This window comes from Microbacterium sp. NPDC076895, assembly GCF_040687115.1.
In the GTDB taxonomy this organism is placed as follows: Bacteria; Actinomycetota; Actinomycetes; order Actinomycetales; family Microbacteriaceae; genus Microbacterium.
Map to the genome: position 1 here is coordinate 143,531 of NZ_JBFBMQ010000003.1, position 25,200 is coordinate 168,730.

A 25,200-nucleotide genomic window follows, 5' to 3' on the forward strand; every position below is an offset into this window, starting at 1 on the left:
GCGCGGGGTCTGTCAGTCCTTCAACCCCGCTGTCGCTCCTGCGCTGGCCAGCAGCGGCTTCTGGAAGATGAGGAACAGCACGATCGGAACGATCGAGGCGACCACGAGAACGGCGAAGAAGGTAGCCAGGTCGGTCGAGCGTTCGATGATCGGGAGGGCGACTGAGATCGGTCGCATCGAGGGGTTGGTCAGCACGAGCGAGGGCCAGAGATAGTCCTTCCACGCCCCGATAGCTGCGAGCAAGGCCACGACGCCCAGGATCGGCCGCGACAGTGGCAGCACGATCGACCACAGTGTGCGCACGGGCCCGGCGCCGTCGATGGATGCAGCTTCGATGAGTTCGCGGGGGAGGCTGCGGAGGTACCCGGTGACCAGGAGCACGGCGAACGCGTTGGCGCCGGCGGGCAGCCACACTGCCCAGAAGGTGTTCTGGAGAGAGAGGCCGGTGCCGAACATGTCGACGGTGGTCAGGTACAGCGGCACGAGGGAGACCACAGCCGGAAGGAAGATCGTCGCGAGGACCCCGGCCGCGAGTACCGGCGCCCACCGTGGCCGCAGGATCGCGATGACATATCCGGCGCTCAGGGCGACGATCACCGTCAGCAGGGCCGTGCCGGCAGCGATCGCGAGGGTGTTGACCAGGAGTCGCGCGGTATCGACGTTCTGGAAGGCATCCACATAGTTGTGCCACTGCGTCATCCGGACGAAGACGCCGATCGGGTCGCTGAGTACTTCGCCGGTGGTGTTGAGGGATGCCGCCACGAGCCACAGCAGCGGACCCACGCCCGCGATCGCGATCCCGATGAGCACCAGGATGTGGACGATCCTCAGGGTGATCCGGCGGTGGGGTTGGCGGAGCTCGGAGGCAGTGATCAGGCCCGAATCGCTCATGACTGCCACCTCCGGGTGACGCGCAGGTAGATCGCGGACAGGATCGCCAACACGATCGCAAGGAGCAGTCCCAGTGCGGTCGCCGCGCCGTAGTCGGCGGAACCCCCGAACGCGTAGCGGTACATCAGAAGGAGAACGGTGAGTGTCGCGTTCTGCGGACCACCCGAGGTCATGAGGAACGGCTCGGTGAACACCTGGGATGCCCCGACCAGCTGGAGCAGCAGGAGGATCAGGAGCATCGTGCGAATCTGCGGCAGGGTCACGTGCCACACCCGAGACCAGACACCTGCGCCGTCGAGGATCGCTGCCTCATACAGTTCGGGACGCACGGCGGTGAGAGCGGCGAGATAAACGAGGACGCTCGTGCCTGCTGCAGCCCACGTGGCCTGCAGCACGATCGACGGCATCGCAAGGCCCGGCGAGTTCAGCCAGGGGAGCGGTCCGATCCCGAGCGGCGCGAGCAGCGAGTTGAACAGACCGTGCGCGGATGGGTCGTACGCGTACTTCCAGAGCAGGATCGCGACGACCGGGGGAACGATGACGGGGAAATACGCGAGGGCGGCATAGACGCCGCGCCAGCGGGTTCGCACGGTGGAGATGATGACGGCCAGCGCGAGGGGGAGGGGGAAGCCGAAGAGGATGGCGAGGGTGACGAACCAGAGGGTGTTCACCACCGCCTGGCCGAGCTGGGGGTCGGTGAGGACGTACTCGAAGTTGCTGAGGCCCACCCATTCGGCAGGCCCCACGAAGTTCGTCTTCTGCACGCTCATCGTGGCGCCGAGGATGATCGGCCACCACGAGAACACGGCAAAGATGACGAGCGTGGGCAGGGCCAGCAGCAAGGCCGTCACGTTCCGGCTGCGGCGCGCGCGTGTCGCGGGCATGGCGTCCTCGGTTGGGGTGGGTCGGTGTTACTGCGGGGTGAGTGCGGGTGGTGCGGCGTTCGGGCGCGCCGCACCACCCGTCGGGGAGGGCTCTGGGCCTCAGCGGTCCAGAGCGTCCTGCGCGGCGGTTGCGGCGCCGCTGAGCAGGGTCGGGATGTCGGCGTTTTGGTCAGTGATGACTGCCTGAACGACCGGATCCAGTGTCGCGTAGATGTCCTGGCCCTTTACCGGAGGCTCTCCGACGACCGTCTGGTCGGCGAAGCGGCTGAGGTACGGTGCGAAATTCTCCAGCGGCACGTTGTTCAGGTCGGAGATCCACTCCAGGTACTGCGTGTACATGTCGGGGGTCACGACCGGAAGACCGGGGATCGCAACGGCACCGCCACCGGCGGCAAGAGCCTCGGCGTTGGCGCGAGCGGCCTCCTCCGAGGAGTACTTGCCCAGCTGGTTGAACTGGATCCACTCCACGGCGGCCTGGATCTGTGCGGCATCCGCATTGGGGCTCACGATGTCGATGTTCCCGCCCGACAGGGTGATCGGGTTCTCCCCGGCTTCCTCGGTCGGCATCGCCGCGAATCCGAAGTTCGCCGCGGGGAAGCCGAGCAGCTCGGTCAGGGGCTGGTAGGCATCCGACTGCAGCACGAACATCGCGGTCTGCCCGCCACCGAAGCTCTGCGCAAGGTCCATCGCGGTCATGAGGCCGTTCGGCGAGAGGCTGTCATCGACCCAGCGCATGTCGTGCAGGAGCTGGAGCGAGTCGTCGGCGGGAGGGGCGTCGAACGTGATGGTGTCACCGGTCTCGTTCACCAGCGACCCGCCACGCGAGTCGATCTGAGCGCCGAGCACCCACCCACCCTGGTTGTCGGTGGTGACCTGAGCGAAACCGTACACGCCGGTCGTGTCCTTGATGGTCTTGGCCGCCTCGCGAACCTCGTCCCATGTGGTCGGCGGAGCGTCGGGGTCAAGGCCTGCCTGTGTGAACAGGTCGCGGTTGTAGATGAGCCCCATGGCATACGCCATCGTGGGGACGCCGTAGTACTTCCCATCCGCGGTGACCATGTCGACCAGCTGCGGGTTCAGGATGTCGACAACACCGGTCTGGTTCACGGCATCCGTGATGTCGGCGACCTGACCGCGCTCGATCAGGCCACGAATCTCGGTGAAGGGAACACCGACGACCGTGGGCAGGTCGCCCGAGGCGAGCCGGGCGGCGAAGGTCTGCGCGTCCCAGCCGTCCTCGACGGCGGTGATCTCGTAGTTCGGGTGCTCCTCCTGGAAGGCGGCAAGGTTGTCCTCGAACAGTGCCAGACGTGCTGTTTCGGTGGCAGCCGGCTTGTTGCCGATGACCAGCTCGACGGGCCCCTCGGGGGTGGGCTCGCTCGAGCAACCTGTCAGTGCGCCAACGGTGACGGCTGTGATTGCTGTGACGCCGAGGATGATGCGGCGTGCGCGGTGTTTCCTCATCGAAACTCTCTTTCTCGTGTCGGATTGCCGACACTCGGTGCGTGTTGTACTTTGGACATCGCCAGATGCCAAAGCGCTTTTGCACGATAGCTCGATGGTCGCCGCAATGCAAGACCATCCCGATTCCGTCCGTGATCGCGGCCGAGAAAGTCAATGATGCTCACTCGACACTCCGTCGACCAGACGTGGCGACTGCGCCCGCTGGCTGGCCCGGTGCCCGACGATGTCGTCGGACACGAGTTCCCCGCGCCGGTACCCGGCGATGTCCACACCGCACTGCGCAACGCCGGAGCGATTCCGGACCCCGTCGTCGATGACAATGAGCGCATTGTCTCGTGGATCGGGCGCACCGACTGGGAGTACGCGACGACGCTGCCCGCGATTCCTCGAGCGGATGCCGAACGTGTCGAGCTCGTCTTCTTCGGCGTCGACACGCTCGCAGAGGTCTTCATCGACGAGATCCCGCGGGGGAGTAGTCGCAACATGCACCGTACGTGGCGGGTCGACGTTCCCGAACTGCGCCGCGGCCGCGCCGACCTGCGACTGACCCTGCAGGCTCCCATCCCGGCCGGTGAACGAGAGCGTGACCGGCTCGGAGCCCGCCCGAGCGCCTTCAGCCCGGTCGCTCCGTTCCTGCGCAAGAAGGCCTGCGATTTCGGCTGGGACTGGGGTCCAGCCCTTCCCGGCGCAGGCATCTGGCGCACTGTCGAGATCCAGGCGTGGTCTACCGCGCGGCTCGACGCCGTCCGTCCGACGGCAGCGTTGCGCGGCGACGACGGTGTGGTCGACCTCGACATCGACCTCGTTCGCACCGCCCAGGGTCGCGGGGAAGCGCTCGTCGTGGAGGCGCGCGTCGGAGCATCGGTGGTCGAGCTCTCGGTCGATCCCGGCGTGGATCGGGTGCGTGGCAGCCTTCCCGTCCCGCACCCCGCGCGCTGGTGGCCGGCGGGTCTCGGCGAGCAGGCCCTGCACGATCTCACGGTGACCCTCCGCCGCGGCGACGAGGTCCTCGACGAACGAACCGAGCGGGTCGGATTCCGCGACATCGTCGTGGAGCAGCGGCCGGATGCCGAGGGCGTCGGATTCCGCGTCGTCGTCGACGGCGAGCCGATGTTCATCCGGGGCTTCAACTGGATCCCCGACGACACCTCCATCGCCACCGTGACCCCCGCAGACTACCGCCGTCGGATCGCCGAGGCGCAGGCGCTCGGGGCAAACCTCATCCGCGTGTGGGGCGGCGGCGTCTTCGAGGACGACGAGTTCTACCGCGCGTGCGACGAGGCGGGGATGCTCGTCTGGCAGGACTTCCTGTTCGCGTGCGCCGCCTACCCCGAAGAAGAGCCGTTCGCCACCGAGGTCGAGGCTGAGGCGCGCGACAACGTGTCCCGGCTCATGCCGCATCCGAGCCTCGTGCTGTGGAACGCCAACAACGAGAACCTGTGGTTCTGGTTCGTGCAGGACTGGGAGACGGTACTCGAGGGCAAGACCTGGGGTGACAGGTTCTACTTCGACATCCTGCCGCGGGTGGTCGCCGACCTCGATCCTGCGCGCACCTATCTGTTCGGCAGCCCGTCGTCGGGCGGTCGCTGGGAGGATCCCAACGACCCGACTCGCGGCGTCGTGCACCTGTGGGTTCCCGGCGACTACCGCGAATATGACCAGACACGTCCCCGCTTCGTGTCGGAGTTCGGCTTCCAGGGTCCGCCGACGCGTGCCACTTTCGAGGCAGCCGTGCACGAAGGCAGCCACGCGCCGTTCAGCCCCGGCACGATCCAGCGGCAGAAGGCCGAGGGCGGCACCGAGCGGATCAACGACGTGCTCGACATCCACTTCGGTGTGCCGACCGACTTCGATGAGTGGTACTGGCTCGCCCAGCTCAATCAGGCGCGGGCCGTGCGATTCGGTGTTGAGCGGTTCCGTACGCTGGAGCCGTACTGCGCGGGAACCGTGATCTGGCAGCTCAATGACTGTTGGCCTTCGCTGTCGTGGTCGGTCATCGACGTCGCCGACAGGTGGAAGCCCGTCGCGTACGCCGTGCGCGAGGCGTACGGCGATCAGATCGTCGTGCTGCGCCACGAGGATGACGGACCCGCTCTGTTCGCGTGCAACAGCACGGCCGACGCCTGGGACACCGAGATCGACGTGCAGCGCTGGCGGCGCGGCAGCCTGGTCGGGCGCGAGGTGATTCGCTCGTCGGCTCCCGCGCATACGGCGCTGCGGCTGGAGCTTGCCGGGCTCGGCGAGGATCTCGGCGTCGACGAGCTGCTCGTGGCAACGGCCGGAGCCCGCCGGAGCGTGCTGCTTGGCGGCGTCGACCGTGAGTATCCGGATGCCGCCCCCGACTTCGCTGTCGAGGTCACCCCGGGTGCGACTAGCGTGTCGGTCGTGATCACCGCCCAGAGTCTGATGCGGGATACCTTCCTCCCCGTCGATGCGCTGGCCGTGGACGCCCACGCCGAACAGAACCTGCTGACGCTCCTGCCTGGTGAGTCCGCGACGTGGACGATTCGCACCGCCCATCCTGAGGCCTTCACCGTGGATGCGGTCCGCGCCATCGTCCAGACTGCGCACGCCGCGACAGCCCGCGACGAGTCCTATCGTGGTCTCGCGCAGCTCGAGGCCGAGAAGGCCGCGCGCCGGGCGAGCGCGGCATGACGAGGGCGGCGTGACCCGCGCAGAGTGCGAACCCCACCCCGGGCCGCCGGCCCCTCCTGCCTCGGCGGCCGGGGCGGGGCCTCTCGCGGGCCGCTGCGTCCGCTATCGCGTCCCGGCGCAGCCCGGCGGTGCGCTGCGGATGCCGATCGTCGCCGATCTGCCCGGCCGCCCCATCGAAGCCGACGACGAGCTCGTCTGGGAGCTCTACCCGCGCTTCGACGAGAACGCGGCACAGATCGGTGACGGGTTTCGCGCGGCATCCGTGGCCCTTGATCTGCGCACGGCTGACGGGCGACGCCTGCTCGAGAAGCAGGCGCTCGAAATCGACGGCACGGGCAGCGCCGCGCGCGGGCGCGCCGATCTGGACTTTCCCGACCAGTGGAACCAGCGGCGCATCTCCCTGGCGCCACTGGTAGGAGCTGTGGTGTCCGCGGTGGAGCTCGTCATCGACCCGCCTGGAGCCACAGGCCCGGTCGGGAAGCGGCTGGAGGGGTGGGTCTCGGGTCCGCGCGTGGAGAAGGCGCGTGCGCTCGCGGCATCCTCGTCTCCGAGCGAGCGGGTGCTGACCACCCGCGGCAGTCACTCCTCACCCGACCGCTCCCGCGGACTCACCCAGCCCGCGGCGGCGGTGCCCCAGGGCGGCATCCAGCTCACGCCCGCCACCAGCCTCGACAACCCGCACTGGACGTACTCCTGGAACGCGCACGGCACGGGGCCGCTCCCCGTTTTGCAGGGGCTGCTGATCTCCCGGTCGCCGAGCATCTGGATCGGAGACCGCGGCGCGCTCGCCCTCCGGCTCGGCCTTGCCGGCAGTGACGATCCTCCCTCTGCCGTCTTCGACCACGGCGCCGAGCGGGCCGAGCCACACCGGTACAGCCTCGACACTGTCGAGGGCATCCGGATTGACGCGGCGGCTACCGATCACGCCGCGCGCGTCGAGGTGACCTTTCCTGCCGCCGGCCGCATCGCGCTCTGCGCTCCCGGGGCGCCGGTGGAGATTCTCGACGTTCGCGACGGAGCGCAGGGCGTCATCGAGGTCGACGTCGCGAGCGTGCTTCCGAGCCCCCACGAGGCCGATCCGCTCCGCGGCTTTCATGCGGTGATCCTCCGCGGTGCGGGCGTTCGGGTGCGGACCGGCACTGGCGGATCGTCCTTCGACGCTGATGCGGGGACTCTCTCGATCACCGTCGGTTCCTCCCAGATCTCGCTCGAGGTTGCGCGCGCTGCCGCGGCGGCGGTCGCAGGCCGCAGCGTGGCCGAGCTTGCGCGCGAAGCCCAGGACCGGTGGGACGAGGTGCTCGGCACCGTCGAGGTGACAGGCACCGACGAACAGCGTGCCCTGGTGGCCAGCGACCTGTACCGACTCTTCCTCTTTCCCTCGCGGCACGACGAAGACACCGATGCCGGACCGAGCTACCCCAGCCCCACGAGACGCGAGAGCCCCGACACCGCGGCGCGGACGGGTCGTGCCGTGCGGGCGGGACGGATGCTGACCAACAACGGCTTCTGGGATACCTATCGCACCGCGTGGCCCGCGTACGCGCTGCTCGCGCCGGGCCGGGCCGTCGACCTTCTCGACGGCATGCTCGAACATGTCCGCGAGGGCGGGTGGTCGCCGCGCTGGACGGCCGGAACCTCGCTGGATGCCATGGTCGGCACGAGCCTGGATGTCATCGCCGCCGACTTCGTCAGTGCGGGGCTTGAGGGCATCGATCTCGACACTGCCTACGCGGCTGCGCTCCGCAACGCGACCTGCGCATCCGATGATCCGCGCTTCGGTCGCCGCGAGCTCGTCGACTCCCTACGGCGGGGATGGGTCAGCGCCGGCACCCCCGAATCAGTGTCGTGGACGCTCGAAGGTGCGATCGCGGATGCCGGTGCCGCCGTCCTCGCCTGTGCGGCGTCCCGCGCTGACCCGGGAAGGGCGGCGCGATATCAGGCTGAAGCACGCTACCTCGCTCACCGAGCGCTCGCGTACACGTCGGTCTGGGACCCGCACACGACGTTCTTCCGGCCCCGGGATGACAACGGCGCATGGGCGGACGAGCCCTTCGATCCGCGGGTCTGGGGCGGCGCGCACACCGAGACCAACGCCTGGGGGCAGCGGTTCTCTGCTCCGCATGACGGCGCGGGGCTGGCCCGGTTGTTCGGGGGCCCTCGCGGCCTTGGGGAGGCGTTGGATGCCGCCTTCGCCGAACCCGAAACCGGACGGGCACGGTTCGCGGGAAGCTACGGGCGCGTTATTCATGAGATGGCTGAGGCTCGCGACATCCGCCGCGGCATGTGGGCGCCCTCAAATCAGCCGGCGCACCACGTGCCGTGGATGTACGCGCACAGCGACCGACCCTGGCGAACCGACGAGGTGCTGACTGACGCCGCCCGGCGCCTGTTTCGCGGCATCCGCCTCGGGCAGGGCTATCCCGGTGACGAAGACAACGGGGAGATGTCGGCATGGCACCTGTTCACGACCCTCGGGCTCGCGCCGTACCAGCCCGGCTCGGGGATGCTGCTGCTGACCGCACCGCAGGTGCCGGAGGCGCGGCTGCGGCCGGTCGGCGGAGAGGAGCTCGTGCTGCGCGCGACGCGGCGTTCGGCATCCGATCGCTACATCCGTTCCGTGCGACGCGACGGTGCCGAGTGGACGCGCCCGGATGTCTCGCTGCGGGAGCTCCGCGCCGGAGGGGAGTGGGTGATCGAACTCGGGTCCGAGCCGGTGCGGTGGGCTGACGCGCCCGCGTCGCGCCCCTTCTTCGCGCCGGACGGCGTTGAGCAGCTCGCGCTGCAGGATCTCATCGACGGGCCCGTTCAGCTCGGGCTGATCGGGCCGGGGGAGAGTCGGATGCTTGACCTCAGGCCTGCGGGTGCGTTCGCTGACGAACCACTGCTCGTCCTGGGGCTCGAGGAGGCCGGGTCGTACGCCTTTCGGCTGCTCGCGGACGGAAAGCCCATCGCAGATTTCCACGACGAGCACTGGCCCTGGCGTCAGCAGGCGCGGCCCTTCGCCGTGCCCGTGCCACCGGGGACGCGGCAGGTCGAGATCGTGTGGGGTGCGCGGGGAGCGAGCCTCACCCTGGTCCAGCTCCTGGCAGCCACGATCGGCTGAGTATCACGGCGACTTAGCCGAGCACGGCGGCCGTTGCGGCGAGCAGCCGGTGCCATCGAGGATCCTCGCCCGGCGGTGGGAACGACATCCGTTGGCCAACGAACGCGAAGCCCAGCCGGCTCGGTGCGTGGGCGAAGGCCAGCCGTCCGCCCATGCCAGCGTGCCCGAAGGATCCGTCCCCGAGCATCGGGTTGGCGGGGTGAGAGATCTCGAAGCCGAGTCCCCATCGGGTCGTCGTGCCAGCGTCCGCGCGGCACACCGGCTCCGCGATGCCGTTGAGGTGATCGGCTGAGACAACAGCGACGGTCTCGTCATCCAGCAGGCGCACGCCGTCGACCGGAGCGACGCACGCTCCGTAGGCGCGGGCGAGGGAGCGGGCATCCGAGACGAGACCACCGCCGCCGATCTGCGCTGCCCGGAAGGATGCCGTGTTCATCATCTCTGTGCCGATTTGGTCGTCGACGCGCTCGAAGACCGGGATGATCTGTGCCGTCGAGAGGTAGGCGGCCTCGCACGCTGCCGCGTTCGGCCCGGTGGTCACCTCGGGCAGCGGTGCCGGCTCGACGGGACCCATGAGCGACAGCAGAACTCGGGACTCGGCCGATGCGGGCGTGCCGAACCACATCGAGGCGCCGAGCGGTGCAGTGACCTCGTCGCGGAGGAGCTCGCCGAGCCCTCGCCCGGTGACACGGCGCAGCACTTCGGCGAGGATCGTCCCGTAGCTGAGGATGTGATAGATCCGCGCCGATCGCGGCGGGTACGCGGGCGGCTCTGGGGCCAGCCTGGCCGCGAGGTCGACGGGATCGAGCAGATCGGAGAGGCCCCGCAGCGGCAGCACGGGGACTCCCGCGACATGGGTGAGGACGTCGCCCACGGTGATATCTGCCTTGCCGGCCGCCGCGAACTCCGGCCAGTACTGGGCGACCGGGGCCCCGGGGTCGATGGTGCCTGCCTGGATCTGCTGGGCGACCAGGAGGGCCACCATCCCCTTGGCTGCAGAGAAGGCGAGCACGACGCTGTCGCGCTCCCACGCGCGAGAGCTGAGGGGATCAGTGCCGCCCCACAGGTCCACGACGAGGTCACCGTCGTGGACAATGGCAACCGCGGCGCCTGCGGCATCCGTGTCGAGGACGTCGGCTACCGCATCGGCGAGTGGTTCCCATCCGGGAGCCACCTCACCATGCACTGTGGGACGGGGCATCATCGGCCCTCCTTCGGGTGACTAAGCGCTTTGGCATATACTCTCCACGATAAGCTCCCGGCGCGCACTTCTGCACGCAGGATTCAACCGAAGGTGGTGACGATGGCAGTCCGACTCGCCGATGTCGCCCGCGCGGCGGGCGTGTCAGTTCCCACCGCGTCCCAGGTGATGAACGGCACCGGCCGTGTCGCCGACGAGACGCGAAAGCGGGTGCTGGATGTCGCGAAAGAGCTCGACTATCGCCCGAACGCGCTCGCTCGAAGCGTTGCGCTGGGGCGCAGCCGCACGATCGGGGTGCTCGCCGAGAATGCCGCCGGCGCCTTCTGCATGCCAGTGCTCATCGGGGTCAACAGAGCGCTCAGCTCGCAGGACCTTGCAAGCCTGCTCTTCGATGCCCGACACGATCCGGCCACGCGGCGCGATCACATCCGGCACATGCTCGACCGGCAGGTCGATGGCATCGTCGTCATCGGCGAGGGTCCGGATGTCGCGATCGCAGCGCTCGAGGAGCGATTCGACGGCCCGATCGTCCACGCCTTCGGCCCGCACGATCCGCCGCACGCGGTCGGCGTTTACCCCGATGAGTTCGCCGGCGGGGCGCTCGCCGCGCGCGAACTGCTGGCGCAGGGCCGGAAGCGCATCGCGCATGTCACCGCTGGTGCCGATCTCCCGTCAGTGAAGGAACGCGAAGCCGGCTTCCGCGCTGCCCTGGATGAGGCGGGCATTAGGTGCGAGGTCGTTTTGCACGGCGAGTTCACCCGCGCATGGGGTCAGGCATCGGCGGAGCGCCTGCTTGCTGCACTGCCGGATGTGGACGGCGTGTTCGCGGGCAACGACGGCATCGCCGTCGGCCTCGCTGCGGCGCTGGAGGCGCGTGGTCGGCGGGTTCCCGCCGATGTGGCGATCGTCGGCTACGACAACGTGGCGGGGTACGGCGAAGACACCAAGCCCTACCTGACGTCCGTCGACCCACACCTGGAACTGGTCGGCGAGCGAGCCGGCGCCTACCTGCTCGCAGCCCTCGAGGGGGATGAGGGCGATCGAGCACCGGTCGCGCCCGACATCGCTCCGGGCGCATCGACGCGCGGCGAGGGCGATGACCGACGGCTCGACCTTGTTGAGGCGCTCTTGCGTTCGGCGACCGCGCCGCCCGTGACCTATCTGCCGCCGGCGGGCTCGTGAGCACGGCGATCCACCGGTACGCATTCCCGGCAGCCGAGGCGCCGATCGTCGGAGCGCTCGACCTCGATCCTGGCGAGCTCGGCGTTCGCCCGCGCCGTCTCCCCGCGTGGACGCGCCGACAGATCCCCGACCGGGTGTTCGACTTTGTCGTCGGAATGGGCTCTGGCCTGCGGATCGCCACCGCGACCGCGGCCACCCTGCTCGACCTCGAGTTCGTGGTGATCGGTATCGACCCGTCGGTCGGTGCGACGATCCCCGCCACCGTGCAGCTTGTCATCGACGGTGAGGTCGTCGCGACCCGGGTCTTCGGGGTCGACGCGCAGACACTCATCGATGCGAACGGCGACTCGACCCAGCAGCGGGGTGCTGTGCACGCACGGTTTGACGGACTCTCTCCGCGGATGAAGAGCGTGGAGCTGTGGCTTCCGCACTCGACGGCGATGGAACTTGTCAGTATCAGCGCGGATGCCCAGCTGCATCCGCCCCTCGATGACCGCCCCGTGTGGGTCCACCACGGCTCCTCGATCAGCCAGTGCGGTGAGGCCCTCGCCCCGACTCTCACGTGGCCGGCCGTGGCTGCGGCGGCCGGGGGAGTAAGCCTGCGCAGTCTCGGTTTCAGTGGCAACGCGGTGGGCGATCCGTTTGTGGCGCGGACGATCCGGGACCTCCCGGCCGATCTCATCAGCGTCGAGATCGGGGTCAATGTCGTCAACGGCGACCTGATGCGCAGACGGATGTTTGAACCGGTGCTCCACGGGTTCCTCGATACCGTGCGGGACGGGCATCCGGAGACTCCGTTGCTTTTCCTCGGACCGATTCCGTGCCCCGCGCACGAGCATCTTCCCGGGCCGACGGTGATCGATCCGCTCACGGGTCAGTGCGCGAGCGCGGGCCATCCGGGTGAACTCGAGCGCGGTGCGATGAGCCTCAGAGTCGTGCGTGAGGCGATCGACAGCGTCCTGCGCGCGCGGGACGACGACCCGAACCTGCTCTACCTCGATGGGCGTGCGTTGCTCGCCGAGTCCGAGACCGGAGATCTCCCCGACGGGCTGCACCCGAGTGCCGATGCCTACGTGCGGATGGGGCATCGGTTCGCCGCAGCCGCGTTCGCGCCTGGCGCGGTCCTCGACCCGCGCGAGGTCAGGGACGCCCGTAGGCCTCCAGCCAGCGCAGCCAGACCTCGCTGACTGTCGGGTACGACGGCACCGCGTGCCAGAGTCTGCTCAGGGGGACCTCGCCGACGATGGCAATCGTGGCCGAGTGCAGCAGCTCCGCGACATCCGGGCCCACAAAGGTCGCCCCGACCAAGACGTCGCGTTCCCGGTCGACGACAGCACGTGCCTGACCGCGGTAGTCATCCGAGACCGTTGAGGCGCCAGCGACCCAGGAGAGGTCGTAGTCCAGCACCCGGATATTGATCCCCGCCGCTTCCGCCCGCTCGGCGGTCATACCGACCGAGGCGACCTCCGGGTCGGTGAAGGTCACCTGCGGGACATGATCGTGGTCGGCGGTTGCGACATGGGTGCCCCAGCGGGACGTGTCGACGTGCGAACCGCGCGCGCGGGCGGCGATGACATCTCCCGCGGCGCGCGCCTGGTACTTGCCCTGATGGGTGAGGAGGGCGCGGTGATTCACGTCGCCGACCGCATACAGCCAATCGGTACCGTGCACCAGCATCGTGTCGTCGACATCCAGCCACGTGCCCGGTGTCAGATCGACGGATTCCAGGCCCAGGTCTGCGGTGCGTGGCACTCGTCCGGTGGCCACCAGGACCTCATCCGCCGTGACCGATGTTCCGTCCGAGAGCGTAAGGGTGCGGCCGCTTGCGTCGCGGGATGCCGAGACGACATCAACCCCGGTGCGGACCTGGGCTCCCTGCGCCGTCAGTGCCTCGGCGACCATCTCACCCGCGAACGGCTCCATACCGCCCAGCAGCCCGGACCGCGCGATCAGGGTCACCGCGGTGCCGAAACTCGCGTACGCGGTTGCCATCTCACACCCGACGACCCCGCCGCCGATGATCGCGAGTGAAGAGGGTGCGGACTCGGCGCTCGTCGCCTCGCGGCTCGTCCACGGCTCGATCTCGCGCAGCCCCGGGGTGTTCGGCAGCAGGGCCGCCGATCCGGTGCACACCGCGACGGCATGGGTGGCGATGAGGTCGACAACCTCGCCGCCGGGCCTGGTGACCTCGACCCGCTTGCGGCCCGCGATACGGGCATGTCCCCGCACCAGGTCGATCCCCGCCTTCTCGAGCCACTCGACCTGCGACGCATCGTTCCAGTCGTGCGTCATCCGGGTGCGGCGCGCGAGGGCGGCGGCAACATCGAGCTCGCCGGTGACTGCTTGCTTTGCGCCGTCCACCGCTCGAGCCGCCCGCAGCACCGCCCCGCTTCGCAGCAGTGCCTTCGAGGGCATGCAGGCCCAGTACGAGCACTCGCCACCGACGAGTTCGCTCTCCACGATGGCGACCCGCAGGCCCCCCTGCACGGCCCTGTCGGCGACGTTCTCACCGACAGGTCCCGCCCCGATCACAACAAGGTCATACTCGCGCGCGCCCATATGCCACGGTAACCCGCCCAACGCGCCCGCGTCCTGGGAAGTGGGCGCAGATTGTCGCGACCCGGCGAGGAAATGGGCGCGAATTGCCGCATCCGCCCCTTGGACGCGACAAGATGCGCCCACCGTTCGCGCGCGAGCGCGGCTGCAGCAGCACAGGCGAGCGTCGGGGGGTCGTGGATGCCGCCGCTGTCGTGTCTGATTTCCGCCAGTGGGCGGGGGTCGGGAGTGCGAAGCTTGACCCGTGCTCTCGATGACCTTCGACGAACGGTATGCCGCGATCCAATCGCGCGATAGCCGCTTCGATGGTCAGTTCGTGACCGCGGTCAGCTCGACGGGGATCTACTGCCGGCCCAGCTGCCCGGCCCGCACACCCAAGCCCGCCAACGTGACGTTCTACCCGACCAGCGCCGCCGCGCACGAGGCCGGGTATCGCGCCTGCAAGCGGTGCCTGCCTGAGGCAGCTCCCGGCTCCCCGGACTGGGATGTGCGCGGCGACGTCGCGGCGCGGGCGATGCGCCTCATCGCCGACGGGGTCATCGAGCGCGAGGGTGTTCCCGGGCTCGCTCGTCGCCTGGGCTATTCGCCGAGACACCTCACGAGGCTGCTGACGGCAGAGCTCGGCGCCGGCCCACTCGCGCTCAGTCGTGCGCAGCGAGCACACACGGCTCGGATGCTGCTCGTGGGCACGGCGATGCCGGCATCCGACGTCGCCTTCGCGTCGGGGTTCGCGAGCGTTCGGCAGTTCAACGACACGATCCGCGAGGTCTTCGACCTCACACCGCTCGAGGTGCGCGTCAGGCGCACGGGCACCGAGTCAGCCGAGGGAGTCATCGACCTCGCGCTGCCCGTGCGAGGACCATTCGACGCCGACGGCCTGTTCGCGTGGATGAGCGCGCGTGCGCTGCCGGGAGTCGAGGAGGCGGGTGAGAGATCTTTCGCGCGCACGCTGCGACTGGCATCGGGCCCGGCATGGTTCGAGGTGAGATCGGATGCCGACACCGTGCGCCTGCGCGCCGCGGTGACCGCTCTTCCCGACCTTGCCGCCCTCGTTGCCCGCGTTCGCCGCATCTTCGATCTGGATGCCGATCCCCTCGCGATCGACGCTGCGCTTTCGCGCGATCCGCGCCTCGCGCCGCGCGTTCGCGCGATTCCCGGCATCCGGGTTCCTGGCGCTGCGGACCCGCACGAGATGCTCATCCGCGCGATGGTCGGCCAGCAGATCAGTGTCGCCGCAGCACGCACGGCGCTGACCGCGCTCGCCGAGGCTCTCGGCGAAGAAGTGCCGGGGCCCGACGGGCTGACACGACTGTTCCCGACGATGGCAGCGATCGCCGACCACGGCGCCGAGGTGCTGCGGGGTCCTGCTGCCCGCATCCGATCGATCGTCGGCGCCGCGGGGGCCCTGGCCGAGGGGGAGCTGACCCTCACGATCGCCGACGACGGCGTCGACCAGCGCCGCGCCCTCCTCGCGCTGCCCGGCGTCGGTCCCTGGACTGCCGACTACGTACGGATGCGGGTGCTCGGCGACCCCGACGTCTTCTTGCCCACCGACGTCGCCGTCCGAAGCGGGGCCCTGGCGCTTGGCATCCCCGCGGACGGGCTCGAGGTGTGGGCTGCGACGGCCGCGCCCTGGCGCAGCTACCTGAGCGCGCACCTGTGGCGGGCCGTTCCCGCCCGCCCCATCCGCACTGCGGCCGCCCGCACCCGCACCACCCGTACCCCTGCGCTGAGCGCGCTTGCTGAGGAGGTCCCAACATGACCATGACCGCCGTTTTCGAGGTCGTCGACACCCCCGACGGCCCGTTCGCGATCCTCGCTGCGGGCGACGGTGCGGTGCTCTCCTCCGGGTGGACAGACTCGGTGGAACGCATCGCGGAGCGCATCCGTCCGGCAGATCGGCCCGCGGATATCCGCCCGGGCACGACGGATGCCGCAGCTGCTGTCCGCGCGTACTACGCCGGTGATCTCGCGGCGATCGATGAGGTGCCGGTCCGGCAGTTCGGCACGCCGGGGCAGGTGGCCGGATGGGCTGCGCTTCGCCGGATCACGCCCGGAGCGCCGCTGTCGTATGCGACGTTCGCCGCGGTCCTGGGTCACCCGACCGCGGTGCGGGCGGCGGCATCCGTCTGCGCCCGCAACGCCCCAGCGCTTTTTGTACCGTGTCACCGCGTGCTGCGCACGGACGGGAGCCTCGGCGGCTTCGCATGGGGTCTGGAGGTCAAGCGGTCTCTGCTGGATCGGGAAAATCCGTCCTTGCTTTCAGCTGACTCTCAGGCATAGTCTGGAGGGCTGCCGCGTCGTGCGGCAACCCGTACGCCAAGGAGGATGCCATGTATCAGATCGCTGTTGTCGCGAGCACTGTCGTCCTTGCCGCCGCGGCCCCGCTGCGTCACCGCGGCCCCGCTACGACGCACTAGTTCGCCTGTCCACGACCTGACCGGTCGCGGCATACTCTCGGCGCCGCCTGCGTTCTCGCCCACGACCGCACGCTTCGCATCCGCGCTCCACTGACCCGGAGCCGCCCTCCCGCCTGCACACCCGCGGGTTCGCTTCGCCCTCCCACAAGGACCATGACCGCAACGCCTTCTTCTCCCACGCCCCACCTGTCGACCCTGCGTGCCCTGGGCCGTCTGCTGCCGTTCGCGCGCCCCGTGCTCGGGCGTCTCGGCCTCGGCGCGGCAAGCGCCATGCTCGCCTCGGTGCTGGCCCTCATGTTCCCGCTGGTCCTCGAGGTGATCGTCGGCGGCCCGATCGCCTCCGGAGATCCCGGACAGATCGCCTGGGGCGCAGCAGCGATCCTCGCCCTGGGCCTTGCCGAAGCGGCGATGGTGTGGGCACGCCGGTGGTTCGTGCTCGCGCCCTCGACACGCGTCGAATACGAGCTGCGAACCACCTTCTATCAGCGACTGCAGCGGCTACCCGTCGCGTTCCACGACCGCTGGCAGTCCGGTCAGCTGCTTTCGCGGATGATGCAAGACATCAGCATCATCCGTCGCTGGCTGGCGTTCGGTCTCGTGCTGCTGGTGGTCAACGTCCTCACGATCATCGTGGGTGCGGTCCTGCTGTTCCAGTGGCACTGGCTGCTCGGGGTGATCTTCCTGGTCACCTCCGCGCCCCTCTGGTACGCCGGATACCGCTTCGAGAAGCGATACGGAACCCTGGCCCGCCAGTCGCAGGACCAGGCGGGGGACCTTGCCACCTCCGTCGAAGAGAGCGTGCACGGCATCCGCGTGCTCAAGGCCTTTGGTCGCGGATCGCACGCCCTGCAGAAGTTCGCCCGGCAGGCCGAGACTCTGCGCGAGACCGAGATCCACAAGGCGCGCGCTGTCGGGCTGATCTGGTTCTGGCTGATCCTCCTCCCTGACATCGCGTTCGCCCTCGCCCTCGGTGCGGGTATCGCGCTCATTAGCATGGGCCAGCTGAACGCCGCTGAGCTCATCGCGTTCTTCGCAATGGCAACCGTGCTGCGCTGGCCGATGGAATCGATCGGATTCCTCTTCTCGTTCCTGCTGGATGCCCGCACCGCTACCGATCGCATCTTCGAGGTCTTCGACGAGGTCGACACCATCACCGACCCTGAGCAGCCGCAGACCATTGCAGCTCCCCGCGGCGAGCTGGCGTTCGAGGGCGTCCACTTCCGTTACCAGGACGCGCCGGACAGCCAGCGCGACCTGCTCGATGGGGTCGATCTCGTGCTGCGTCCCGGCGAGACAATGGCCCTGGTCGGACTCACCGGGTCGGGAAAGACGACCCTCACGACCCTGCCGACGCGTCTGTACGACGTGACCGGCGGGCGCGTGACGCTCGATGGGGTCGACATCCGTGACCTGACCCTCGCTGAGCTACGTACCCACATCGGCATGGCGTTCGAGGATGCGACGCTGTTCTCGCAGACCGTGCGCGAGAACGTGCTGCTCGGTCGCGAGGATCTCATCCCCGGATCTCCGGAGGCCGAAGCGGCACTGCGGGAAGCGCTCGATGTCGCGCAGGCGAGCTTCGTCGACGATCTTCCCGACGGTGTCGACACCGTCATCGGCGAAGAGGGCCTCAGCCTGTCGGGCGGCCAGCGTCAGCGTCTGGCGCTTGCCCGCGCCGTCGCGGCAAAGCCTGCTGTCCTCGTTCTCGATGATCCGCTGTCGGCACTGGATGTCGACACCGAGGCTCTCGTCGAGGATGCCCTGCGGCGCGTGCTCGCCGACACGACAGCCCTGGTCATCGCGCATCGTCCGTCGACTGTCACCCTCGCCGACCGCGTCGCCCTGCTCGAGGACGGGAAGGTGACGGCGGTGGGGACGCACTCCGACCTGCTCCGCGACAGCGAGCACTACCGGTACGTGATCTCGAGCCTCGAAGACGAACAAGCCCGCCTGCGGGAGAGGGAGGTGACCCTATGAGTGCCACAGTCGTGGGTACGGCCGGCGAAGACCGGTCGGATTACACCAAGGACGAAAGTCGCGCCATCCGCCGCCGCTCGCTGCGCCTGCTCGGTTCGCTGATCTCGCCGCTGCGGTGGCAAGTCGTGCTCGCCGGCGTCGTGCTCGTCGTCTCCACCGCGCTGCAGGTCGCCGGCCCGGCGTTGATCGCGTACGGCATCGACACCGCGCTTCCGGCGGTGCTCCAGGATGCGAACTGGATGCCGACCATCGGAGTCGTCGCCGTCTACCTCGTCGCGGGGTTCGGCGGCGCGGGCCTCGTGGGCTGGTTCGCGGTCGTTGCGGCGCGCCTCACGCAGGCCGTGATGCTGGACCTTCGCAAGCGCATCTTCCTGCACACGCAGCGGCTCAGCCTCGAATTTCACGAGTCCTACACCTCCGGCCGCATCATCTCGCGGCAGACGAGCGACCTCGAGTCGATCCGGGAGCTCCTCGACGGCGGACTCAACCAGCTCGTGTCGGGACTGCTGTACGGCGGGTTCACGCTCATCGCACTGTTGCTGTTGGACTGGCAGTCCGGAGTCATCCTTGCCGTCATGGGGGTGCCGCTGTTCCTGCTGATGCGCTGGTTCTACCTGCGCTCGCAGGTCGTCTATCGCGAGTCGCGGGTCATCAGCGCGAAGCTCATCGTGAAGTTCGTCGAGACGATGACCGGCATCCGTGCGGTGAAGGCCTTCCGCAAGGAGCCCCGTAACGACGACGAGTTCGGTGACGTCGCCGAGGACTACCGCGACGTGAACATGCGCTCGATCCGCCTGTTCGGCACGTTCGAGCCTGGCCTCATGGCTGTCGCCTCGGTCTCGATCGCGCTGGTCGTGCTCTGGGGCGGCCTGCGGGTTGCTGACGGTGCGATCGCCATCGGCATCCTGCTGGCAAGCGTCCTGTACGTGCGGAACTTCTTCGCACCTCTGCAGGAGGTCGCGATGTTCCTGAACTCGTACCAGGCTGCCACTGCGGCGCTCGAGAAGGTCTCGGGGGTGCTGGAGGAGGAGCCGACGGTTCCCGACCCGACCGATGCCGTCGACCTGTGGACCGCGCGCGGACACGTCGCGTTCGAAGACGTCACGTTCGGGTACGCGGATGACCGCGTCATCCTGCCGCACTTCTCGCTCGACATCCCCGCAGGGCAGACCATTGCCCTGGTCGGCACGACGGGGGCGGGCAAGTCGACGCTCGCGAAGCTCGTCTCGCGCTTCTACGACCCGACGCGCGGAGCCGTGACCCTCGACGGGGTCGACCTGCGGCGCCTGCACCCGAAGGACCTGCGGCGCGCGATCGTCATGGTCACGCAGGAGGCCTACCTGTTCAGCGGCACGGTCGCCGACAACATCGCGCTCGGCAAGCCCGACGCGACGCTCGACGAGATCGAGTCGGCGGCGAAGGCGGTGGGGGCTGATGCCTTCATCCGTGCCTTGCCCGACGGCTACGACACCGACGTGAACAAGCGCGGCGGCCGCGTTTCGGCGGGGCAGCGTCAGCTGATCTCGTTCGCGCGGGCGTTCCTCGCCAACCCCGCGGTGCTGATTCTCGACGAAGCCACGGCGTCACTCGACATCCCGTCAGAGCGGGCGATTCAGGATGCCTTGCAAACGCTCCTGGCAGACCGCACGGCGATCATCATCGCGCACCGCCTGTCGACTGTGGCCATCGCCGACCGGGTGCTGGTCATGGAGCACGGCAGGATCATCGAGGACGACACCCCCGAGACGCTGATCGCGGGAACGGGCAAGTTCGCGCAGCTCCATGCGGCGTGGCGGGAGTCGCTGGTCTGACGATGCCGAAAAAGGCGACGGGGCCTCGGTGGGGGAGGGGAATCCGAGGCCCCGCCGCCAGCCGACAAGCCCCTCGGATGGGGGCTGAATACTGAGGGTGGGACTCGCCGGATCAGAGCCGGATCTCGGCGATAACCTCACCGTACTCGGTTTCTCCGACCGGTGTGAAGCCCACACGCTCGAAGAATGCCTGCGGGCCCTCTTGGCCCGCACCATAGATGACGTTCACGTGATCGACACCATGCTCGCGGGCTTCGGCGAGCAGGCTTTCGACGGCGAATCGACCGATTCCGCGTCCCTGGTCGTCGGCGTCAACGTTGATCCGCCACAGCACCGACCGGAAGTACTCCGAAGCGCTGTCGTCATCGAAATTGGCGCTGATGAATCCGACCACGTCGTCGCCGTCGAGCACGACTCGCTGCCACATCGTCTGCGGATCGACATCGCCTGCCGCCACTTCGTAGCTCTCGGGGGCGAGGAACTCCGCCTGCCCGGGCTTGAGCGACATATTGTTGACAGCTTCCACCGTGGCGGCGGACAGTTCAGCAAGTCGCAGTTCGGCCATGTCACACAGGCTAGCCGGGATGCCGCGGTTCAGCATCCCGGGACGGTGACCTCTGGGGAATTTATCTTGATATCGAGATAGTTGGGTCGGTGCGGTAGGCTCGTGCGCGGCCCCCGAGCGGAAAGATCAGGCGAGTGAGCGAATCCACGATCATCTACACGTACACCGATGAAGCGCCGGCCCTGGCCACAGCTTCCTTCCTCCCTATCGTGCAGGCGATCACGCATCAGGCCGGCGTGGATGTCGAGACGCGCGACATCTCTCTCGCGGGCCGCATCCTTGCCGCCTTTCCGCAGCAGCTCACGCCCGAGCAGGCTGTCGGTGATGCCCTCGCTGAGCTTGGCGGACTGGCCACCCTTCCCGAGGCGAACATCATCAAGCTGCCGAACATCTCGGCATCCATTCCGCAGCTGAAGGCTGCCATCGCTGAGTTGCAGTCGCAGGGCTACGACATCCCCGACTACCCGGACGAGCCGCAGACGATCGAGCAGAAGGACATCCGCGCGCGGTACGACCGCATCAAGGGGTCGGCTGTGAACCCCGTCCTGCGCGAGGGCAACAGTGACCGCCGGGCGCCGCTGTCGGTCAAGAACTATGCCCGCAAGCACCCGCACCGCAACAAGCCGTTCCCCGAGGGCTCGAAGACTCGGGTAGCGACGATGGGTCACGACGATTTCAAGAGCAACGAGAAGTCATGGGTCGCCGCCCATGACGACGTCCTCTCCATCCGGCACGTTGCTGCCGACGGCACGGTCACGATGCTCAAGGACGGCCTGAAGGTCCTCCCGCGCGAGATCATCGACGCCACATTCCTGTCGGCATCCGCCCTCGATGCCTTCCTTGCTGAGACGCTGGCGCAGGCATCCGCGGAGGACGTGCTCTATTCCGTTCACCTGAAGGCCACGATGATGAAGGTCAGTGACCCGATCATCTTCGGTCACGTCGTGAAGACGTACTTCGCCGATGTCTTCGAGCGCTACGGCGACAAGCTCGCGGCAGCGGGCCTCACACCGAACAACGGACTCGGATCGATCCTTGCGGGGCTGCCGTCGGTGGAGGGCGGTGACGAGATCGCTGCCGCGATCGACGCCGACCTGGAGCGCGGGCCGCGCCTGTCGTATGTGAACTCCGACAAAGGCATCACGAACCTGCACGTCCCCTCGGACGTCATCGTCGATGCATCCATGCCTGCCCTGGTCCGAAACGGCGGCAAACTCTGGGGAGTCGACGGTGGTGAGGATGACACGCTCGCCGTGATCCCGGACTCCTCCTACGCCGGCGTCTACCAGGCCGTGATCGACGACGTCATCGCGAACGGGCCGCTCGATCCCACGACGATCGGCACGGTCCCCAATGTCGGCCTCATGGCGCAGGCTGCCGAAGAGTACGGCAGCCACGACAAGACGTTCGAGATCGCCGCTCCCGGCGTCGTTCAGGTGCTCGACTCGTCGGGTGAGGTGCTCCTTGAGCACGAAGTCGGTGCCGGCGATATCTGGCGCGCGACGCAGACCAAGCACATCGCGGTCATGGACTGGGTCAAGCTCGCCGTGACCCGTGCCCGGGCAACCGGGGTTCCCGCGGTGTTCTGGCTCGACGTGAACCGCTCGCACGACGCGCAGCTGATTGCCAAGGTGCACCAGGGGCTCGCGCTGCTCGATACCAAGGGCGTGCAGATCAGCATCCTCTCGCCCGAGGAAGCCACCCGCTACACGCTTGCGCGCATGCGCCATGGCCTGGACACCATCTCGGTCACCGGCAACGTGCTGCGCGACTACCTCACCGACCTCTTCCCGATCCTCGAGGTCGGCACGAGCGCCAAGATGCTCTCGATCGTGCCGCTGCTCGCGGGCGGCGGACTGTTCGAGACCGGCGCCGGCGGGTCTGCCCCGAAGCACGTGCAGCAGCTGTTGAGCGAGAACTACCTGCGCTGGGACTCGCTCGGCGAGTTCTTCGCGCTCGCCGCCTCCCTCGAGCATCTTGCCGAGACCACGGGCAACGCGCGGGCCAAGGTCCTCGCCGACACGCTGGATGCTGCCACGGGCACCTTCCTCGAGAACGACAAGTCCCCGGGACGCGCGCTCGGCACGATCGACAACCGCGGCAGCCACTTCTACCTCGCCCTTTACTGGGTGCAGGAGCTGGCGAAGCAGACCGAGGACGCTGATCTCGCGGCGATCTTCGCACCGGTGGCTGAGAAGCTCTCGGCCGAGGAAGCGACGATCGTCGCGGAGCTCAACGGAGCGCAGGGGTCACCGGTCGAGATCGGTGGCTACTACCGCCCGAACGGCGAACTCGTCGACGAGGTCATGCGACCCTCGGCGACCTTCAACGCCGTTATCGACGCGCTGCGCTGATCTCTTCTCGATTCGGGCCGCTTCCGCTTCCGCGGGGCGGCCTGAGTCGTTTCCGGGCGTGCCGAACGCAGGAAGAATCGGGGTTCGGGTGTGATCCGCCGGGGTCGGTCTGGCGTTTCTCCTGCATTCGGCTCAGCTGGGCGGCCCGCCGCCGGAGAGCGGGTCCGAGGCTAGGCGGGGGCCGACCAGGTCAGGGGCGCGAGCGGGTGATTCGCGGGGAGGTCGATGAGCGCCTCGACGCCGTCGATGCCGATCCCGGCCGGCTCGACGACCCGGGCATCCGGCCGCTCGTTCACCAGCGCCCGCGTGAACTCGTCGCGGAGGGCCTCGGTCCGGAAGACCCCGCCGATCGCGCACACTGCGGGCTCGGCATCGACGCGACGCAGCGCAGCCAGAGCGCTCTCTGCCAGCAGATCCCCGGCACGGCTCAGGATGTCGAGAGCCACGGCATCGCCGTCGGCTCCTGCTCGCGCGACCTCAGCCGCGAAGGATGCGACGATGCTCACCCGGGCCGGGTCGGCCTGCAGGTCGATGTAGGCCTGTTCGAGATCTGGCCAGCGTCCGCGGACGACATCGGTGAGCGCGGTCGCGGCGCCCCGGCCGTCGTGGTCGCGCATCGCGGCGACCAGCGCTTCACGCCCGAGCCAGAAGCCGCTGCCGGCGTCGCCCATGAGGTAACCCCAGCCGTCGACGCGCGCGGCGCCGCCGGGACCGACTCCCAGGGTCACGACGCCCGTTCCCGCGGCGACGACAGCGCCGTGCGCGGTGCCGCGGGCGCCGAGGTACGAGGTTGTCGCATCGTGCGCGATGACGGCGTGGTCAGCGCCCGCGCTGCGAACGAGCGCGCCGACGGCATCCGGGGTCGTCTCGCCGTCTGTCAGTCCGGAGATCCCCGCGGCGAGGTGACGGATGTCGAGATCGAACTCGTCGGCAATCTGTCGTGCTGCCAGACCGATCTGCGGGAGCACCGGCTGGTCGGTACGAACGCCGGGGAGAAGGGCCTCGCCGACCGAGGCGTCAGTGCGCACGCGCACCTTCATGCCGGTCTGGCCGGCGTCGATCGCGACGACGGCTGCGGTTCGAGCGCTCACTGGATGCCCAGTTCCGCGAGGAATGCCGCCTGCTGCGTCCACTGGTGCGCGCCGCCGCCCTCGTGGTCGTTGAACTCGTAGGCCACGATGCGCTTGGACGGGCCGGCGTAGTTGTTGAACGCGGCATACACGGTCGAGGGTGGGCAGGTGAAGTCCATGAGGGCTACCGAGAACAGGCCCGGCGCGCTTGCCCGGCGGGCCATCGACACGCCGTCGAAGTAGCTCAGCGTTCTGAAGGTGCGTTCGCGTGCGTCACGGTGCACGCCGAGGTAGCGAACGAGCTCCTGGTACGGGTCGCGGTCGGTGAGGCCGACTGCGCGCGAGAAGTGGCAGAGGAACGGCACGTCGGGCATCACGGCGACGAGCCCTTCCGACAAGGCGCCGGCAGCGAGTGCGATGCCGCCGCCTTGGCTACCGCCGGTGACGGCGATCCGGTCCGGGTCGATCTGAGGGAGCGTCCGGAGCGCATCGACGGCGCGGACCGCATCCGTGAAAACCCGGCGGTAGTAGTAGTCGGCGGGGTCATCGATTCCTCGGGTCATGTAGCCGTTGGTGGCGGCGCCGGTGCCGTGGGGATCGGGAGTCTGCCCGCCCGAGCCCCACGTGGAGCCCTGGCCGCGGGTATCCATGATCAGGTGTGCGTAGCCGGCCGCCGACCAGGCGAGGCGTTCGGAGGGCAGACCGCGCCCACCGCCGTACCCGACGAACTCGACGATCGCTGGCAGTGGCTCGGTGGCGCCGGCAGGCAGAAGTAGCCAAGCCTTGACCGGGTCTCCCGTGAAACCCGGGAAGGTGACGTCGAAGACGGAGACGGCGCGCAGCCGCGAGTCGACCTGTGTGACTCGCGGATCCCAGCCCGCTCGGCGGGACTCGTCGAGAGTCGCGGCCCAGAACGTGTCGAAATCGGCGGGCTCGCGGATGTCCGGACGATACCGCTCCAGCTCGTCGCGCGACAGATCGAATCGGGGCATACGTGATCCTTCGGGAAGGCCGAGGAGCTCGGCACGAACCCTCGCATTCTCTCACCTCGTCCATACGAGCGCGGG

At 68.7% G+C, this 25,200-nt stretch carries 17 protein-coding genes; 9 read left to right on the plus strand and 8 right to left on the minus strand.

The genetic code is table 11. The features are described from left to right. Window positions 1–12: 12 nt before the first annotated feature. The 3 genes from AB0O89_RS03930 to AB0O89_RS03940 all read right to left on the minus strand — a co-directional run bounded on the left by AB0O89_RS03930 (window position 13) and on the right by AB0O89_RS03940 (window position 3,239). On the minus strand, window positions 13–891 hold the full coding sequence (locus AB0O89_RS03930; RefSeq protein WP_363494380.1) for a carbohydrate ABC transporter permease: 879 nt from the start codon (window positions 889–891) through the stop codon (window positions 13–15). Beyond that, window positions 888–1,775: a sugar ABC transporter permease gene (locus tag AB0O89_RS03935; protein WP_363494382.1), complete on the minus strand. Its 888-nt coding sequence runs from the start codon at window positions 1,773–1,775 to the stop codon at window positions 888–890. Before AB0O89_RS03935 ends, AB0O89_RS03930 begins: the two co-directional genes overlap by 4 nt. A 99-nt stretch (window positions 1,776–1,874) precedes the next feature. After that, entirely contained in the window at window positions 1,875–3,239 is a 1,365-nt protein-coding gene (locus AB0O89_RS03940) for an extracellular solute-binding protein (protein ID WP_363494384.1), read from the minus strand. Between the two features lie 156 nt (window positions 3,240–3,395). Here AB0O89_RS03940 and AB0O89_RS03945 point away from each other — a divergent pair, with 156 nt between their 5' ends. Next, a complete protein-coding gene (locus AB0O89_RS03945) occupies window positions 3,396–5,894 on the plus strand; it encodes a glycoside hydrolase family 2 protein (protein ID WP_363494386.1) in 2,499 nt (832 codons plus the stop codon). Window positions 5,895–6,033: 139 nt separating this feature from the next. After that, on the plus strand, window positions 6,034–8,997 hold the full coding sequence (locus tag AB0O89_RS03950) for a GH92 family glycosyl hydrolase (protein ID WP_363494388.1): 2,964 nt from the start codon (window positions 6,034–6,036) through the stop codon (window positions 8,995–8,997). A gap of 13 nt (window positions 8,998–9,010) precedes the next feature. Here the strand turns inward: AB0O89_RS03950 and AB0O89_RS03955 are convergent, their stop codons facing one another. Then, the gene (locus AB0O89_RS03955) at window positions 9,011–10,201 is read right to left on the minus strand and encodes a serine hydrolase domain-containing protein (protein ID WP_363494390.1); all 1,191 of its coding nucleotides are present in this window, start codon (window positions 10,199–10,201) and stop codon (window positions 9,011–9,013) included. Between the two features lie 99 nt (window positions 10,202–10,300). Between AB0O89_RS03955 and AB0O89_RS03960 the strand changes: the two genes are divergently transcribed. Both AB0O89_RS03960 and AB0O89_RS03965 read left to right on the plus strand, forming a co-directional pair. After that, window positions 10,301–11,380 carry a LacI family DNA-binding transcriptional regulator gene (locus AB0O89_RS03960; protein WP_363494392.1) on the plus strand — a complete coding sequence of 360 codons (1,080 nt, stop codon included), beginning with the start codon at window positions 10,301–10,303 and terminating at the stop codon, window positions 11,378–11,380. Continuing rightward, window positions 11,377–12,567, plus strand: coding sequence for a GDSL-type esterase/lipase family protein (locus AB0O89_RS03965; protein ID WP_363494394.1), 1,191 nt, complete (start codon window positions 11,377–11,379; stop codon window positions 12,565–12,567). The genes AB0O89_RS03960 and AB0O89_RS03965 overlap by 4 nt, the downstream gene beginning before the upstream one ends. Here AB0O89_RS03965 and AB0O89_RS03970 read toward each other — a convergent pair. Continuing rightward, window positions 12,521–13,939, minus strand: coding sequence for an NAD(P)/FAD-dependent oxidoreductase (locus AB0O89_RS03970; RefSeq protein WP_363494396.1), 1,419 nt, complete (start codon window positions 13,937–13,939; stop codon window positions 12,521–12,523). The genes AB0O89_RS03965 and AB0O89_RS03970 overlap by 47 nt on opposite strands. A 250-nt stretch (window positions 13,940–14,189) precedes the next feature. Here AB0O89_RS03970 and AB0O89_RS03975 point away from each other — a divergent pair, with 250 nt between their 5' ends. From AB0O89_RS03975 to AB0O89_RS03990, 4 genes are all read left to right on the plus strand, one after another. Continuing rightward, complete coding sequence (locus tag AB0O89_RS03975) at window positions 14,190–15,698, plus strand: AlkA N-terminal domain-containing protein (protein ID WP_363494556.1); 1,509 nt, start codon at window positions 14,190–14,192, stop codon at window positions 15,696–15,698. A gap of 2 nt (window positions 15,699–15,700) precedes the next feature. Continuing rightward, window positions 15,701–16,219: a methylated-DNA--[protein]-cysteine S-methyltransferase gene (locus tag AB0O89_RS03980; protein ID WP_363494558.1), complete on the plus strand. Its 519-nt coding sequence runs from the start codon at window positions 15,701–15,703 to the stop codon at window positions 16,217–16,219. Between the two features lie 290 nt (window positions 16,220–16,509). After that, complete coding sequence (locus tag AB0O89_RS03985; RefSeq protein ID WP_363494398.1) at window positions 16,510–18,333, plus strand: ABC transporter ATP-binding protein; 1,824 nt, start codon at window positions 16,510–16,512, stop codon at window positions 18,331–18,333. After that, window positions 18,330–20,144 (plus strand): ABC transporter ATP-binding protein, encoded by a 1,815-nt coding sequence (locus AB0O89_RS03990; protein ID WP_363494400.1) that lies wholly within the window; start codon window positions 18,330–18,332, stop codon window positions 20,142–20,144. The genes AB0O89_RS03985 and AB0O89_RS03990 overlap by 4 nt, the downstream gene beginning before the upstream one ends. A gap of 112 nt (window positions 20,145–20,256) precedes the next feature. Here the strand turns inward: AB0O89_RS03990 and AB0O89_RS03995 are convergent, their stop codons facing one another. Beyond that, complete coding sequence (locus tag AB0O89_RS03995) at window positions 20,257–20,709, minus strand: GNAT family N-acetyltransferase (RefSeq protein WP_363494402.1); 453 nt, start codon at window positions 20,707–20,709, stop codon at window positions 20,257–20,259. Between the two features lie 134 nt (window positions 20,710–20,843). On the opposite strand from AB0O89_RS03995, the gene AB0O89_RS04000 reads away from it, so the two are divergent. Next, complete coding sequence (locus AB0O89_RS04000) at window positions 20,844–23,063, plus strand: NADP-dependent isocitrate dehydrogenase (protein WP_363494404.1); 2,220 nt, start codon at window positions 20,844–20,846, stop codon at window positions 23,061–23,063. 170 nt (window positions 23,064–23,233) lie between these two features. Here the strand turns inward: AB0O89_RS04000 and AB0O89_RS04005 are convergent, their stop codons facing one another. Then, window positions 23,234–24,154 (minus strand): BadF/BadG/BcrA/BcrD ATPase family protein, encoded by a 921-nt coding sequence (locus tag AB0O89_RS04005; protein ID WP_363494406.1) that lies wholly within the window; start codon window positions 24,152–24,154, stop codon window positions 23,234–23,236. Next, on the minus strand, window positions 24,151–25,125 hold the full coding sequence (locus tag AB0O89_RS04010; RefSeq protein ID WP_363494408.1) for an acetylxylan esterase: 975 nt from the start codon (window positions 25,123–25,125) through the stop codon (window positions 24,151–24,153). Before AB0O89_RS04010 ends, AB0O89_RS04005 begins: the two co-directional genes overlap by 4 nt. Window positions 25,126–25,200: the final 75 nt, after the last annotated feature.

Bases quoted from the DNA above. Each gene is read 5' to 3' on its own strand.
- AB0O89_RS03930 (WP_363494380.1), bottom strand. From the start codon at position 891: ATGAGCGATTCGGGCCTGATCACTGCCTCCGAGCTCCGCCAACCCCAC.
- AB0O89_RS03935 (WP_363494382.1), bottom strand. From the start codon at position 1,775: ATGCCCGCGACACGCGCGCGCCGCAGCCGGAACGTGACGGCCTTGCTG.
- AB0O89_RS03940 (WP_363494384.1), bottom strand. From the start codon at position 3,239: ATGAGGAAACACCGCGCACGCCGCATCATCCTCGGCGTCACAGCAATC.
- AB0O89_RS03945 (WP_363494386.1), top strand. From the start codon at position 3,396: ATGCTCACTCGACACTCCGTCGACCAGACGTGGCGACTGCGCCCGCTG.
- AB0O89_RS03950 (WP_363494388.1), top strand. From the start codon at position 6,034: ATGCCGATCGTCGCCGATCTGCCCGGCCGCCCCATCGAAGCCGACGAC.
- AB0O89_RS03955 (WP_363494390.1), bottom strand. From the start codon at position 10,201: ATGATGCCCCGTCCCACAGTGCATGGTGAGGTGGCTCCCGGATGGGAA.
- AB0O89_RS03960 (WP_363494392.1), top strand. From the start codon at position 10,301: ATGGCAGTCCGACTCGCCGATGTCGCCCGCGCGGCGGGCGTGTCAGTT.
- AB0O89_RS03970 (WP_363494396.1), bottom strand. From the start codon at position 13,939: ATGGGCGCGCGCGAGTATGACCTTGTTGTGATCGGGGCGGGACCTGTC.
- AB0O89_RS03975 (WP_363494556.1), top strand. From the start codon at position 14,190: ATGACCTTCGACGAACGGTATGCCGCGATCCAATCGCGCGATAGCCGC.
- AB0O89_RS03980 (WP_363494558.1), top strand. From the start codon at position 15,701: ATGACCGCCGTTTTCGAGGTCGTCGACACCCCCGACGGCCCGTTCGCG.
- AB0O89_RS03985 (WP_363494398.1), top strand. From the start codon at position 16,510: ATGACCGCAACGCCTTCTTCTCCCACGCCCCACCTGTCGACCCTGCGT.
- AB0O89_RS03990 (WP_363494400.1), top strand. From the start codon at position 18,330: ATGAGTGCCACAGTCGTGGGTACGGCCGGCGAAGACCGGTCGGATTAC.
- AB0O89_RS03995 (WP_363494402.1), bottom strand. From the start codon at position 20,709: ATGGCCGAACTGCGACTTGCTGAACTGTCCGCCGCCACGGTGGAAGCT.
- AB0O89_RS04010 (WP_363494408.1), bottom strand. From the start codon at position 25,125: ATGCCCCGATTCGATCTGTCGCGCGACGAGCTGGAGCGGTATCGTCCG.